This window comes from Streptomyces prunicolor (assembly GCF_045162825.1).
Classification (GTDB): domain Bacteria; phylum Actinomycetota; class Actinomycetes; order Streptomycetales; family Streptomycetaceae; genus Streptomyces; species Streptomyces prunicolor.
Map to the genome: position 1 here is coordinate 9733576 of NZ_CP108676.1, position 14747 is coordinate 9748322.

The 14747-nt window shown below is 72.0% G+C and carries 11 protein-coding genes; 6 read left to right on the forward strand and 5 right to left on the reverse strand.

The genetic code is table 11. The features are described 5' to 3' along the window. Positions 1–180: 180 nt before the first annotated feature. The gene (locus OG588_RS44060; protein ID WP_405952161.1) at positions 181–1065 is read left to right on the forward strand and encodes a sulfurtransferase; all 885 of its coding nucleotides are present in this window, start codon (positions 181–183) and stop codon (positions 1063–1065) included. A gap of 154 nt (positions 1066–1219) precedes the next feature. Here OG588_RS44060 and OG588_RS44065 read toward each other — a convergent pair whose 3' ends face one another. Further along, positions 1220–2335: a M12 family metallopeptidase gene (locus OG588_RS44065; RefSeq protein WP_405952162.1), complete on the reverse strand. Its 1116-nt coding sequence runs from the start codon at positions 2333–2335 to the stop codon at positions 1220–1222. A 97-nt stretch (positions 2336–2432) separates the two neighbouring features. On the opposite strand from OG588_RS44065, the gene OG588_RS44070 reads away from it, so the two are divergent. Then, positions 2433–4328 carry a LuxR C-terminal-related transcriptional regulator gene (locus OG588_RS44070; protein WP_405952163.1) on the forward strand — a complete coding sequence of 632 codons (1896 nt, stop codon included), beginning with the start codon at positions 2433–2435 and terminating at the stop codon, positions 4326–4328. An 87-nt stretch (positions 4329–4415) separates the two neighbouring features. Here the strand turns inward: OG588_RS44070 and OG588_RS44075 are convergent, their stop codons facing one another. Next, positions 4416–7019, reverse strand: coding sequence for a CHAT domain-containing protein (locus tag OG588_RS44075; protein ID WP_405952164.1), 2604 nt, complete (start codon positions 7017–7019; stop codon positions 4416–4418). Positions 7020–7128: 109 nt separating this feature from the next. Here OG588_RS44075 and OG588_RS44080 point away from each other — a divergent pair, with 109 nt between their 5' ends. The 3 genes from OG588_RS44080 to OG588_RS44090 are packed head-to-tail and all read left to right on the forward strand — an operon-like array spanning position 7129 to position 9748. Continuing rightward, a complete protein-coding gene (locus OG588_RS44080) occupies positions 7129–8565 on the forward strand; it encodes a S8/S53 family peptidase (protein ID WP_405952165.1) in 1437 nt (478 codons plus the stop codon). Then, positions 8562–9200: an RNA polymerase sigma factor gene (locus OG588_RS44085; RefSeq protein WP_405952166.1), complete on the forward strand. Its 639-nt coding sequence runs from the start codon at positions 8562–8564 to the stop codon at positions 9198–9200. Before OG588_RS44080 ends, OG588_RS44085 begins: the two co-directional genes overlap by 4 nt. 5 nt (positions 9201–9205) lie before the next feature. After that, positions 9206–9748 carry a hypothetical protein gene (locus OG588_RS44090; protein WP_405952167.1) on the forward strand — a complete coding sequence of 181 codons (543 nt, stop codon included), beginning with the start codon at positions 9206–9208 and terminating at the stop codon, positions 9746–9748. A gap of 86 nt (positions 9749–9834) precedes the next feature. Here OG588_RS44090 and OG588_RS44095 read toward each other — a convergent pair whose 3' ends face one another. Further along, entirely contained in the window at positions 9835–11058 is a 1224-nt protein-coding gene (locus tag OG588_RS44095) for a cytochrome P450 (RefSeq protein WP_405952168.1), read from the reverse strand. A gap of 73 nt (positions 11059–11131) precedes the next feature. Further along, a complete protein-coding gene (locus tag OG588_RS44100) occupies positions 11132–11956 on the reverse strand; it encodes an N-formylglutamate amidohydrolase (RefSeq protein WP_405952169.1) in 825 nt (274 codons plus the stop codon). Between the two features lie 84 nt (positions 11957–12040). Here OG588_RS44100 and OG588_RS44105 point away from each other — a divergent pair, with 84 nt between their 5' ends. Beyond that, positions 12041–12382, forward strand: a complete 342-nt coding sequence (locus OG588_RS44105; RefSeq protein WP_393037063.1) for a DUF5713 family protein — start codon at positions 12041–12043, stop codon at positions 12380–12382. Positions 12383–12460: 78 nt separating this feature from the next. Here the strand turns inward: OG588_RS44105 and OG588_RS44110 are convergent, their stop codons facing one another. Further along, positions 12461–14680, reverse strand: a complete 2220-nt coding sequence (locus OG588_RS44110; protein ID WP_405952170.1) for an NADP-dependent isocitrate dehydrogenase — start codon at positions 14678–14680, stop codon at positions 12461–12463. Positions 14681–14747: the final 67 nt, after the last annotated feature.

Consider the following 14747-nt stretch of genomic DNA (forward strand, 5'->3'; position numbering starts at 1 on the left):
GGGCCGGACTCTCGACGAGCCGGTCCCAGACGCCCTCTCAGCCCAACCGGGTAGGGGCTCCCGCGTAGATGGCCGAACGATAACCGCACTACCCGGATTCTGTGCAAGCAGGGTCCGATATCCGAGACGGTCATGACCGAGGCATGAGACGCCCAGCTCGCGGGCGTACGATCGGCCGCCATGACCACCTCCCTGCTGCCCGGCCCGCTGGTCGACGACACCTGGCTCGCCGCGCATCTCGACGATCCCCGGCTGGTCGTCCTCGACGCCACCGCGCTGCTGCCCTCACCCCGCGAGGACGGCGACTACCGCTCCGCGAGCGGGCGCGCGGCATGGGCCGAACGGCATCTCCCCGGATCGCGACACGCCGACCTGACCGGCGAGCTCTCCGACCACGACGCGCCGTACCACTTCGCCGTGCCGTCCCCCGAGGCCCTCGCCGCCGCACTGGCCCGGCTGGGCGTGGGGGAGGGCAGTGAGGTCGTCTCCTACGACAGCGGAGGCGGCATCTGGGCCGCGCGGCTGTGGTGGATGCTCCGGGCGATCGGGGTACCGGCTGCGGTGCTGGACGGCGGTCTCGAAACGTGGGAGACGGCCGGCCGTCCGCTCGCCTCCGGCGATGACACCGCCCCGGTCCCGTCCGTCCGTCCCGTGACCCCCGTCGTACGGCCGGACCTGTGGGCCGGCATCGAGGACGTGGCCGCCATCAGCCGCGGCGAACGCCCCGGCACCCTCGTGTGCGCGCTGCCCTCCGGCGGTTACGACGGCTCGGCCCCCACGCGCTACAGCCGTCGCGGGCACATCCCCGCCAGCCGCAGTCTCCCGGGCCGGGGTCTCCTCGACGAGGCCGGACACGTCCTGCCTCCAGAGGAACTCGCGGCCAAGGTCGGCGCGGTCCTCGACGCCGACGACTCACCGGTCGTCCTGTACTGCGGCGGCGGCATCTCGGCCGCGGGCGCCGCACTCGCGCTCACGCTGCTCGGCCGTACGGATGTGTCGGTCTACGACGGCTCGCTGGAGGAGTGGTCCAAGGACCCCGCGCGGCCACTGGAGTTGGGGAACTAGAGCCCAAGACCTTGTGAGGCCAGGGGAGTTGGAAGCGTTGAACGCAACGCTGTGGCCGGAGCTCGTATCCCTCCCCCGAAGGCTACGAACTCCGGCCGCTTCCCCCGGCGCCGGACAGTGGTCCGTCCGTCCGCGTGCGGCTGTACCCATGCTGTTACCAGCACATCACCGCGGTGTCCCCCGACCTCCACGTGGAGTACAGGCGCACACGGACGAAGTAGCGGCGGCCCTTGACGAGCCTGACCTTGAGTGTGGCGTTGCGCGGCGTGCCCCCGTCGTCCTGCCCGGCGAGGAAGCGCGGTTCGCCGTCCCGTTCCTCGAAGACCACGACGACCGTGTCGCTGTCCCCGAAGGTGCCGACGGCGTACTCGCGCGTCTGGGTCGGCTCGATCGCGAAGTCGGCCTGCTCGCCCGGTCCCAGGCGCAGTGGCGCCGACCGGAACGGCACCAGCTCGCCCGGCCGGGGAGGGCCGACGGGCGGGTACCAGCGCAGGACGAACTCCTTGTCGGAGGGGGAGAGGCTGCCGTTCGGGTGCAGACCCGTGCGGTACTCCTCCGGCTCCAGGATCAGTCCTGACGCGAACGGGAACTCCATGACCGACTGCGGATCCCAGACGGAGCCATTGACCTCGTCCGGGTCTAGCTTGCGCAGGATGTTGAAGCGCGTCCTGTCCCGGCTCCAGAAGTTCGGTGGGCCCGCCAACTCGGCGTAGACGGCCTCGTCGTCCCAGTGGATACCGGCGAACGGGCTCTGGTGCTCGTGCAGCAGCCCCAGGGCATGCCCGATCTCGTGCAGGGCCGTGCCGCGCTGTCCGGGCGCGGTGAGGTCCCAGCCGAAGTTCATGGTGCGGTCGGACAGGCCGACCGTGAGCGCGTCGCGGCCCACCGACGACCAGGAGCCGTCACCGGGCTGGAACCCGATACGCAACTCCGCCTCCGAACGGTCCCCCACCTCGGCGAAGTCGACACCGATACCGAGGCCCTGCCACTCACCGAAGCACTCGCGTACGACGTCCTGCTGCTCCTTGGCGCCGCCCCACGGCACCCGCCGCATCTCGCCGGTCCCGGGAACCGGGATGACGGAGGCGTCGGTGACCGCGGTGTTCTCGGCGCTCTCGGGGTGCTCGGCGTCGAAGAAGTAGTAGTGCAGGACCGTGCCGTTGACCCACATCCGGCTTCCGCCGACGAGCGCACCGCGCCGCTCGGCAGTCAGTCCCGGTCCGAACTCCGGGGCCGACTGCTGCGCGAGGGAGCAGTAGCGAGCGGTCATGCGACCAGATTGCCGGTGACCGTAGCCGGGCGCCTGAGTCGAGGGCTACTCAAGTCACCCTGTATCAGGCGTGAGTAGCCGCACTCATATCTGTGTGATGACTTGCGAACAGGACGCGAAGACCCTGGAACTGCCCTGGCCGTTCACCGGCCGGGAGGACGAACTGGAGCTGATCCGCGGTTCGTTGTCGGCCGGCCGGCCCGGCATCGTGGTGACCGGTCCGGCCGGCCGCGGCAAGACCCGCCTGATGACCGAGGCCGTCCGGGGCAGCGACTGCGCCAGGGTCACCGGGACACCCGAGACCCGCTCACTGCCCTTCGCCGCGTTCGCACACCTGCTCCCCGAAAGCGTCACCCTGCACCGCGCGGTACAACTCCTGTCCGGTGTACGGCTGTTGCTGGTCGACGACGCCCATCTGCTCGACGACTCCTCGGCCGCGCTCGTCCACCAGCTCGCCGTCCACGGCCGGACCCGCCTGGTGGTCGTGGTGGCCGACGGCCACCCGGTACCGGGTGCGGTGTCGCGCCTGTGGACGGGGGAACTGCTGCCGCGCCTCGCGCTGGAACCGCTGCCCCGGGAGGAGACGGCGCAGTTGCTCGCTCTGGGCGCCGGCGGCCCGCTGGAACCCCTCACCGTGAACCGCCTCTACGCCCTCTGCCAAGGTGATCTGCGCCTGCTGCGCGACCTGTTCGGCGCGGTGCGCGAGGGTGGACTGCTGACCCGGGCGACCGACTCCGACGAGTGGACGTGGCGCGGCCCGGTGCCGGTCACCGCGACGGTCCGCGAACGCACCGCCCAAGTCCTCGCCCACACCGGCCCCGAGGAGCGCGAGAGCCTCGAACGCCTCGCGTTCGCCGAGCCGTTGGCGGCGCCCCTGGACGACTTCGACCTCGCCCTCCTCGAACGCCTGGAGACCGAGGCCCTGATCCGCGTCGACGACCAGGGCGCCGTCCGCCTCGCCCACCCCCTGCACGGCCCCGCACTGCGCGCCGCGGCCGGCCGGCTCCGGGCCCGCCGCCTGGCCCGCACCCCGGACCAGTGCACCTCGGCCCTCGCGGCCGAACGCGCCACGCTGACCGACCGCATCGACCGTACCGATGTACGCCCGCTGCCGACGCCCGTGGGGGAGTGGCTGGTGGCGGAGGGCGCACCGGTACCGGCCGGGTACGCCGCCGTCCGCGCCCGGTTCGCGCGACTGCGGGGCGAGCTGCGCGAGGCGGCCGCATGGGCGCGCGAAGGGCTGCGGCAGACCGCGGGCAACCGGGCCTGCGGGGTCGAACTCGCCCTGGCCGCCGCCCAGTCGGGCGACGTACCGGCCACCGACGAGGCCCTCGCCCACCGCCCCCCGTCCGCCGACGCGGGCAGTTGGCTCGCGGCGGCCCGGGGCGATGTGGAAGCGGCCCGCGAGATCGTCGACGGCAGGTGGAGCGAGAGCGAGGAGAGCCGCGGCCTCCCCGCCGAGGACGGCAGGCCCGCCGCCTACGTCCTCTACGACGCCGTACGCCTCGGCGCTCCCGAACGCGTCGCCGGCCGGCTCGCCAAACTCCCCGGCGACGGACCGGCCGTCCTCGCGAGGCACGCGGAGGCGTTGGTCGAGGGCGACGGCCCCGCGCTGGACAAGGTGGCAGGGGAGTTGGAACAGCGCGGCTTCCTGCTGTTCGCGGCCGAGGCGCACGCCCAGGCCGTACGCGCGCACCGCGACCCCCGCGCCGCCCGCATGTCCCGCACCCGCGCGGTCGCCCTGGCCCGCCGCTGCCAGGGCGCCCGGACTCCGGCCCTGTCCGGCCTCGTCCTGGGTGAACTCACCGCCCGCCAGCGCCAGATCGTCACCCTCGCCGCCGCGGGCCTCAGCAACCGCCAGATCGCCGACCGCCTCACCCTCTCCGTCCGCACCGTCGGCAACCACCTCTACAGCGCCTACGCCCGCCTCGGCGCGAGCGACCGCGGCGCCCTGCCGTGGCTGGTGGAACTGCCGGCGGCGCAGTCGGCGTGAGGGTGCAACGGTCCGATCCGCCCGTCCGGCGGGTCAGACCGTCCTGAACCTCCAACTCGGGTCCTTGGCCACCGTGTTCAGGCCCGCTCAGGCCGCCCCGAACGCCGTGAACGCCCACCCCGTCGCGCGATGCATAGCGTCCCCCGGCAACGCCGCCCGTGCGTCGCGCAGGGCCTCCGCCAGGGACAGGCCCGTGCTGAGTCCCTTGTGCAGGGCGAGCATCAGCGGGACAACCGCCGCGTCGTTGACGGGGGCGCTGCTCGCGATCACGCCCGCTGTGCCGAGGGGGAGCAACGCCGTGACCAGGCCAAGGAGTTCATCGGCTCCCACCGACGCGAGGCGGGCGGTGTCGCAGCTGGAGAGGATGATCCGGTACGGGCTGCGGGAGAGGCGTTCGAAGTCGTGAACGATGAGCGGACCGTCGGCCATGCGCAGGGACGAGAACAGGGGACTGTCCGCGCGGAACGTACCGTGGGCCGCGATGTGGGCCAGGGTCGCGCCGTCCAACTCGGCCAGCACACGCGGGACTTCGGCGTCGTCGTGCTCCAGGACCGTGGGCCTGCCGTACCGGTCGGCCAGGTTCGGGACCTCGGCGCCGTTGGTCGCGAGACCGGGCCCGCGCACCAGGACGTGCCGTCCGTCGGGCGGCGGTTCGGTGTCCAGGGCGCGCAGCCAACCGCCCGCCGACGGCGACACGCTGAGCACCCGATCGCGCAGCGAGGGCAGCAACGCCCAGGGAACGCGGTGGAGTCGGCCCGGCGGGACCACCACCACCGGGCCTGAGCCCAGGTGGTGAGCCGCCTCGCCGAGGAGGAGTTCCTCCAGGCGTCGGCCCGCCGCCTCCACCACCGGAAGCCTCGCGTCGGCCCCGGGATGCGCCAGGCGCCGTAGACCCGCCTGTATATGTTCCGCCTCGGACATCGCCTCCGCGAGCAGGCCTGCCTCAAAGCGGCGTACCCGGCCCTCCCCGCACAGCAGGGCGTGCACCCGGCCGTCCACTACGGCGAGTTCGACGAGCCGTCCCGCACCGAGGCGCGCCAGCAGGCGAGTCGGGTCGAAGCGGTCGCCCTCGCCGGGGGCGTCGCCGCGCATGTGGAGGGTGCGGGAGCGGATCTCCCGTTCCAGGCGCCGCTGTTCGCGTTCCAGGGCCGGTACCGGGTGGCCCTCCATGCGGGCCTCCTCCGCGCGGGCGGCGATCTCGCGGAACGCCGTCAGGTCGCTGAGCAAGATCGGGTCGGCGGGTGGCCTGGTCGGCGGGGTGGAGAGGGCGGTCGCCCGCCAGCGTTCGCTCCACACCAGGAGGCGTCGGGGGCCACCGGAGGCGAGGCTCGCCCGCTGGGCCAGTGCGGCCAGTTCGGCGCCCTGCGCGGTGGCCCGCGCCCGCAACTCCGAGGCGCCCAGGGTCGTACGGTGATCGTCGAGGACGTCGAGGCCGCGTCGGCACGCCTCCAGAACCCCGCGACCGGAACCCGCGGCCTGTGCGCGCAGGGCCTGTGCCGCCCAGCCGGTCATCCGGGCCAGCGGCGGGCCGCCGCGTCTGCTGCGGGCGGCCACCGCCAAGTGCCGTTCCGCGTCCGCCGTCCAGCCGAGGGCCAGTGCGATGCGGCCCGCCAACAACGAGGCCTCCGGCGCGGACGGGGAGCCGAACGCGGCCAGTCGGTCGGCCACCGCGGCGGCGTCCGCCACCAGCCGTCCCGACGCCCGCCCGGCCGCCAACCTGGCCTCGATCAGGACCAGTTGGGCGTGCGTCTGCCACCAGGTGCGCCGCTGCGCGGCGAACAGCCGTACCGCCACGGCCGCCCGTGCGATCGCCGTGTGCGGATCGTCCGCGAGCCGCGCCGCCCGGGCCGCGACGAGCAGCAACTCCGCCTTGCGGGTGGACTGTCCGCCGATGCCGTCGAGCAGCCCGACCGCCGTGTCCGCCTGCGCCAGCGCCTCCCCGGCCAGCCCCGCGCTCATCAACACCTCGCAGCGGCGGATGGTGAGCATGAACGTCGGGGTGGTGAGCTTGGCGTACATCTCCGCCGCCTCGTCGAGGAGTTGGAGCGCCACCGGGATGTCTCCCGACCGGAACGCGGCGAGCCCCCGGCTCTCCACCGCGTCCGCCTTGTCGTGCTCCTGGCCGGTGGTCTCCCACAGCAACTCGGCCGCCGCGAAGTCGGCATCGGCCCGGTCCACCGCACCCAGCGCGAGATGCACAGTCGCACGCAGGGTGATCGCCCGCGCGGTCCAGATCACGTCATCCACCTGACGCAGTACGGGAATTGCCCGCCGTACGTCCTCGAGCGCCTCGCGGTGCCGACCCAACACCCACCAGACGTACGCCCGTCGGTACAGCACCCGTGCCCGGGTCTGGCCCGTGCCGCGGGCGATACCCCGCTCGAAGGCCTCCAGGCCCTGCCGGGTGCGGCCCGCGTGCACCAACGCCACGCCCAGCGTGCCGAGTACGTCCGCCTCACGGTCCGCCGAATCCGCGCGGGCCGCCAGGTCGCGGGCGAGCCGCAGATGGTGCAGGGCGAGCCGGAGATCGCCGAAGTCCCGCTGCCACATGCCGATCGCGTGGTGCGCCACGGAGGCCCGGAACGGCGTCGGATCGCCGTCGAGAACCTCCCGCGCACCGGCCAGCGCCTCGCTCGGAGCCGCGAACACCATCGGCAGCAGTTCGAGAATCGAGTCGCTTCCCGCTGTCACTTCTCCCATGCTAGTGGTCCCAGGTGCAGACCACACAGGTTTGGGGCTGTATCAAGGAGCGGTCCCGCGGCTCTGATTGACGACCGCCGCCGCAGTGGGAGGACACGCCATGGCACCTCAGCGATTCCACGAGCAGTTCGACCAGATCCAACGCTCGATGCCCGACGTCCCGCTGGCGATGGGCCCGGACGACTCCGCCGAGTTCTTCTACGAGAAGGGCGTCGTGCTCGCCCGCGACGGCGAGGAGGCCCGCGTCGTCGAGGACACCGTCCGCACGCACTTCACCGCGGTCACCGGCCTCACCGGAGACTCCGTGCGCCGCGCGGGCCCCGAGACCAACCGGTCCGGCATCACCCGTATCCAGGTCGGCGACCCGGGCGTGGGCGACCGGCGCGGCGACCACGCCGTGGCGAACGCGCTGCGCGCCCTGCGTGAGCCGGAGGGCCGCGCCGGACGCCGACTGGTCAGCCGCAACCACGTGGTGTCCATCGCGGTGAACGCGTGTCCGGGCGACGAGCCCGTGCCCGCCCCGCTCACCGAAGGCTCCAACCCGGCGCCCGCGGAGGCCGGTTACGACGCCGACACCGCCGTGGGCGTCCTCGTCATCGACACCGGCCTCATGCACGACTACCGGTCCTACCCGCTGCTCGCCCACGTCCAGGGCGACGCCCAGATCCGGGAGACGGACGACGCGGGAGTGCTCCAACAGTACGTAGGACACGGCACGTTCATCGCCGGGCTCGTCGCGGCCGTCTCGCCCAACACCGAGATCACGGTCCGCAACACCCTCAACGACGCGGGAGCCATCCTCGAATCGGACTTCGGCGAGGCCCTGTTCGCGGCCGTCGACCAGAACGGCTGGCCCGACGTCATCAGCCTCTCCGCCGGCACCTCGAACGGCCGCACCGACGGACTCCTCGGCGTCGAGGGCTTCATGCAGGAACTCCGGGGTCAGCGCACCCTGTTGGTGGCCGCGGCCGGCAACAACGCCAGCGCCACCCCCTTCTGGCCCGCCGCCTACGCCGACCTGCCCGACTACCAGGACGTCGTCCTCTCGGTCGGCGCGCTGCGCAGCGACGGCGAGTTCGGCGCCTGCTTCAGCAACCACGGCGCCTGGGTCAAGGCCTACGCCCCCGGCGAGCGCCTCACCGGCCCCCTCACCGGCTTCGGCGCACCCACGCCGTACGCCTACCAGCACACCACCTACGACGCCTGCCGGTTCGGCTTCACCTACTCCTGCACCTGCCAATCGCCCACCCACAAGGGTGTGTTGAGCCAGGCCGGGGACACCGAGCCGGGAAGCCCGGACCAGGTGACGTTCGACGGGCTCGCGCGCTGGAGCGGAACCTCGTTCGCCGCGCCCGTCGCCGTCGGTATGGTCGCCGCCTTCATGACGGCCAACAAGGAGACCGACGCGCGCGCCGCCCGCACCCAACTCCTCGCGGGCAACACCGAGTACGCCGAAGTGCGCGGGGCGCACGTACCGGCGCTGCGCCCACCCACCTGGCGCCCGGTGCCCGTCGTACCGCTCGCCAGTCCGGCATGAGGGCCGGAACCCTCCCCTCCACGGCGTACGATGACATGCCGTACACGAGGGGTGGCACTGTGGACCGTGCAGAAGTCGGCGCGCTCGTCCAGTCCGCCGTCGACGGCGACGCAGCGGCCTGGAAGGCGCTCGTGGAGGGTTTGAGCCCGCTGGTCTGGTCAGTGGTGCGCTCCCACCGGCTCTCCGACGCGGACGGCCACGAGGTCTACCAGACCGTGTGGTTGCGCTTCTCCCAGCATCTGCGGCGCATCCGCGAACCCGAGAAGGCCGGCTCCTGGCTGGCGAGCACCGCGCGCAACGAATGCCTGAAGGTGATCAAGTCGCTACGGCGGCTCATGCCGACGGACGATCCCCAACTCCTCGACCGTGTCAGTGAGGAGCGCACCCCCGAGCAGTCGTTGATCGACGCGGAGGAGGCCGCCTCCGACGCCGAGCGCATCCGGCGGCTGTGGCAGGAGTTCGAGGAACTGGGCGACCGGTGCAGGCAGTTGCTGCGGGTGCTGATGGCCTCGCCGCCGCCCAGTTATCAAGACGTGTCCGCCGGTCTGGGGATCGCCGTCGGCAGCATCGGCCCGATGCGCCAGCGCTGTCTGCGCCGGCTGCGGGCCCGACTCGACGCTCTGGGGGCGCTGTGAACGGCATGCACGACGACGGCCTCGACGCGTTCGACGCCTTCGGCCAGGACCCTTTGAATGACGAGGAGTTCGCCGGGCAGGAGGGCGAACTGGACGACGGCGCCGGGGAGTTCGAGGACGGACTCCTGGAGGAGGAGTTGCGCCAGGCCGCCGCCATCCTGGACCCGGTCCCCGCCGAGCTGCGCCAATTCGCCATGGACGCCTACGCGTTGTACGACCTCGACGCCCGGCTCGCGGAGCTGACCTTCGACTCCCTGGTCGACGCGATCCCGATCAGAGGGGTCACGGACGCACCGCGCATGCTCACCTTCACCGCGGGCGAGCTCAGCATCGACGTGGAGGTGACGAGCGAGGGCCTGATGGGCCAGGTGATGCCACCCCAGCCGGCCGGCATCGAGGTCCTGGGCGGGCCTCAGGTCCTGCACCCCACCACCCTCACGGCCGACGCCATGGGCCGCTTCACCAGCGACGAATCCCCGACCGGCCCCTTCGCGCTACGGTTGCGGGCCGGCGGCGAGGTAGTCGTCACGGAGTGGCTGCGGGCGTGAACGCCGGTGCACGAGGCGGGTGTTGGGGCTGCGGGTGTTGAGGCCAGGGCGCCCGTCCTCGCGCACGATGCCGCACGTGTTGCGGTCTACCAGGTCACCGGCAGCGTCAGCGGTCCCCGGATCATGGTCTTCCGGCGCCAGACGATCTCCTCGGCGGGGACGGCGAGTTGGAGCCTCGGGAGGCGGTCCAGCAGGGTGTCGACGAGGAGTTCGGTCTGGAGGCGGGCCAGCACGGCGCCGGTGCAGTAGTGCGAGCCGTTCCCCAGCGCCAGGTGCGGGTTCGGATCGCGATCGACGTCGATACGGTCCGGGTCCGGGAACACGGCCGGGTCGCGGTTGGCGGCGAGATAGGAGACGTAGACCGGGTCGCCCGCGCTGATGCGCAGCCCGTGCAACTCGACCTCCTCCAGGGCGATCCGGGCCAGGCCGACCGAGGAACGGTGCGGGATGAACCGCAGGAGTTCGTCCAACGCGGCCTCCCTGCACTCGGGTTGGGCACGCAGGCGCTCCAGCAGTTCGGGGCGGGTGAGCATCAGGTACAGCATCTGCCCGCAGTTGTGGGTGACCGCCTCGCCGCCGATCTGCAGCGGGCCCGCCACACCGGACGCCTCCGCCTCGCTGATCTCACCCCGGGCCACAGCGCCGCCCAGCAGCGAGTACACATCGGTGCCGTCGCTCTCGGCGCGGGCGCGGATGGTGTCGGTGATCCACGCGTACATGCCCTGCTTGGCGCGGTCGGCGGCCTCGGCGCCGCCGGACATGGAGATGATCTGCCGCGTCCAGGCGTGCACCTGCTCCCGGTCCTCGTCGGGCACCCCCATGACCTCGCTGACCACGGCGATCGGGAAAGGCTCCAGAACCCGCTCGATCAGGTCGGCCGGCGGCCCGTCCGCCACGACCCCGTCGACCAGGGTGTCGAGCAGCGACTGCGCCCGGGGCCGCAGCCGCTTCATCGCCCCGACCGTGAACGCGCCCGCGATCGCCTTGCGCAGCCGGTTGTGGTCCGGCTGGTCGGCGAACGCCAGTGACCCCGGGCGGGGCTTGAAGTGCGGTGCCATGCGCGTCACTTGACGTGTCGTCACCTCCGCGCGGCCGAACCGCGGATCATTGGTGATCATCTTCACGTCGTCGTAGCGGGTGGCCAGCCACGCCCACCCCTCGCCGTGCGGCAACCGGATCCGGGTCAGCGGCCCCTCGCGCATCAGCTCCGCGAGGACCGGGTCGAACTCCGTCCCGGTCAGGTCGAGCGGGGGCCAGTCCCGGACGGGGGGCGGGGCCTGGCCGGTCAGCGTGGTGGTCTCCTCGGTCATGCGTCCACCCTCGTACGCCCCCGACCGCCTGTCCTGCGGGAGTGCTCCAGCCGGAGGGCCGGAGGGTCGGGCGCTATGCGGATACGGCGTCCACGAGCGTCGTCAGCGCGGAGGCGAGCCGGGCGACCCCCGGGCCGTCGGGCGGACCGCCGGGCTCCGTCATGTAGGTGTCCCGGCGGATCTCCACCATCAGCGCGCCGACCGCCGGCTCCTTGCCGTAGAACTCCAGCGGCACGTAGGTACCGATGAACGGGCTGTCGAGCCCGATCTCCCCGCACTCCGCGAACGCCTCCCGCGCCGCCGACAGCAGAGCGGGCGGGGTGTGGAGGGTGTCGGTGCCCAGGCAGACGGCGGGGCGGGGGTCGGTGCCGTGGAGTTCGTAGGGGAGCGGGGCGGTGGGATAGGAGTGCAGGTCGATGACGACGGCCCGGCCCGTCGCGGCCAGCCGGTCGGCGACTGCCTCCGTCATGGCGCGGGCGTACGGGCGGAAGTAGCGGTCGATCAGCGGCTCGGGGTCGTGGTCGGCGGGCCGTAGGTCGGCGTGGTGGGTGGTGCGGGTGTAGACCGCGCCCATGCCGACGGCGAGCATCTCCTCGCGCTCGTCCGGGAAGCGTTCCGGATCGACGACCAGGCGGGAGAGCCGGTTCACGAACAGCCACGGGGTGACCGCACACGCGCGTGCCGCCTCGGCGGCGATCCGCGCGGTGTGGCTGTCGGTGATGTGGTCCAGCTCGCGCTCCAACGCCGGGTCGTCCAGCAGGATGTCCGCGCGGACGTCGGCCGGTATCTCCCGCGCGGAGTGCGGCACATGGAGGATCACGGGCGAGTCGGCGGCGCCGGGCAGCAGCTCGAAGGACGGCGAGGAGGACGGCCCGGAGGTCGGCGCGGTGGGGGACACAGGCGGCTCCCGGAGGCGTTGTCAGTGGCGTGGTGCAGGATCAAGGTATCCGCAACGACGATCACGGACCGGGGGAGCACCACCATGCCCGTCAGCAACCAGCAGATCACCGAGCACGCCTTCCTGCCCGCGCTGTACCGGGACGACTACTTCCCCGACCACGTCCTGGATCTCGGCAAGGCGATCCTGCTGCGCCTGTGCGAGCGTATCGAGACCGAGCGTCCCGCCGACCTGCCCGCGCTGTACGCGCTCACCGAGGTCGCCACCGAGGAGTTCAACGCGCTCCAGGACGACTTCGAGGCGGCCGACAGCGACATCGAGACCGTGGCGCGCGAGGAGATAGCCGAGGACTTCTGGTTCGTGGCCAACGCGTACGGGTTCGCGGACGCGGACGTGGAGGAGCTGATCGCCGCGCGGGACTGGTGAGCGGCCGGCTGTCGTGGGCGAACGCAGCCGCCCCGGCCGGAGATCCCGGCCGGGGCGGAGTGACTCGGAGAGCCTGCGTCAGCTCAGGGAAGCCAGCGCCTCGTTCCACGTCGTCGACGGGCGCATGACCTTCGCGGCCTTGGCCGGGTCGGGCTGGTAGTAGCCGCCGATCTCGGCCGGGCTGCCCTGCACCGCGCCGAGCTCCTCGATGATCTGCTGCTCGGCGCCCGCGAGGGTCTCGGCGAGCGGGGCGAAGGCCTTCGCCAGGTCCGCGTCGTCGGTCTGCGCGGCCAGCTCCTGGGCCCAGTACAGGGACAGGAAGAAGTGGCTGCCGCGGTTGTCGATGCCGCCGACGCGACGGGTCGGGGACTTGTCCTCGTTGAGGAAGGTCGCCGTCGCGCGGTCGAGGGTGTCCGCGAGGACCTGCGCGCGGGCGTTGCCGGTGAACGTCGCGTACTGCTCCAGGGAGGGGACCAGCGCGAAGAACTCACCGAGGGAGTCCCAGCGCAGGTAGTTCTCCTTGACCAGCTGCTGCACGTGCTTCGGCGCGCTGCCGCCGGCGCCCGTCTCGAAGAGGCCGCCGCCCGCCATCAGCGGGACGACCGACAGCATCTTGGCGCTGGTGCCCAGCTCCAGGATGGGGAAGAGGTCGGTCAGGTAGTCACGCAGCACGTTGCCGGTCACCGAGATCGTGTCCTCGCCGCGGCGGATGCGCTCCACCGACAGCTGGGTCGCCTCGACCGGGGCGAGGATCCGGATGTCCAGGCCCTCGGTGTCGTACTCCGGCAGGTACGCGTTGACCTTGGCGATCAGCTGGGCGTCGTGCGCGCGGGTCTCGTCCAGCCAGAACACCGCCGGGTTGCCGGTGGCGCGGGCGCGCGTGACGGCCAGCTTCACCCAGTCCCGGATCGGGGCGTCCTTGGTCTGGCAGGCGCGGAAGATGTCGCCCTTGGCGACCGACTGCTCCAGGACGACATTGCCGGCCTGGTCGACTAGGCGGACCGCACCGGCCGCCGGGACCTCGAAGGTCTTGTCGTGCGAGCCGTACTCCTCGGCCTTCTGCGCCATCAGACCGACGTTCGGCACCGAGCCCATGGTCGAGGGGTCGTAGGCGCCGTGGGCGCGGCAGTCGTCGAGGACGGCCTGGTAGACGCCGGAGTAGGAGGAGTCCGGGAGCACCGCGAGGGTGTCCGCCTCGGCGCCGTCCGGGCCCCACATGTGGCCGGAGGTGCGGATCATGGCCGGCATCGACGCGTCGACGATGACGTCGGACGGCACGTGCAGGTTGGTGATGCCCTTGTCGGAGTCGACCATCGCGAGCGCGGGGCCCTCGGCGATCTCCGCGTCGAAGGACGCCTTGATCGCGTCGCCCTCGGGCAGCGCGGCCAGGCCCTTGAGGATGCCGCCGAGACCGTCGTTCGGGGAGAGACCGGCAGCGGCGAGCGTGGCGCCGTACTGCTCGAAGGTCTTCGGGAAGAAGGCGCGGACCACGTGACCGAAGATGATCGGGTCGGAGACCTTCATCATCGTGGCCTTGAGGTGCACGGAGAACAGGATGTCCTCGGCCTTGGCACGGGCGATCTGCGCGGTGAGGAACTCACGCAGCTCGGCGACGTGCAGCACGGAGGCGTCGACGACCTCGTCCTTCAGGACGGGTACGGAGTCCCGCAGTACGGTTGTGGTGCCGTCCTCGGCGACCAGCTCGATCTTCAGCGCACCGGGCTCGGCGATCGTCACGGACTTCTCGGTGGAGCGGAAGTCGTTCTCGCCCATGGTGGCGACATTGGTCTTGGAGTCCGCCGACCAGGCGCCCATGCGGTGCGGGTGGGTCTTCGCGTACTTCTTGACCGAGGCGGGGGCACGGCGGTCGGAGTTGCCCTCGCGCAGGACCGGGTTGACCGCGGAGCCCTTGATCTTGTCGTAGCGGGACTGGATGTCCCGCTCCTCGTCGGTCTTCGGGTCGTCCGGGTAGTTCGGCAGCGCGTAACCCTGCCCCTGCAGCTCGGCCACGGCGGCCTTGAGCTGCGGGATGGACGCCGAGATGTTCGGCAGCTTGATGATGTTGGCCTCGGGCGTCTTCGCCAGTTCGCCCAGCTCGTGCAGGGCGTCCGGGATCCGCTGGTCCTCGGTGAGGTACTCCGGGAACACGGCGATGATGCGCCCGGCCAGCGAGATGTCCCGCGTGGTCACGGCGACACCCGCCTGCGAGGCGTACGCCTGGACCACCGGCAGGAAGGAATACGTCGCCAGGGCCGGGGCCTCGTCAGTGTGCGTATAGATGATGGTCGAGTCAGTCACCGGTGCTCCGCTCCACGTCTGCAACATTGCTCGACATCAAGATATCTCCTGATCGGGTCCGGCTCGA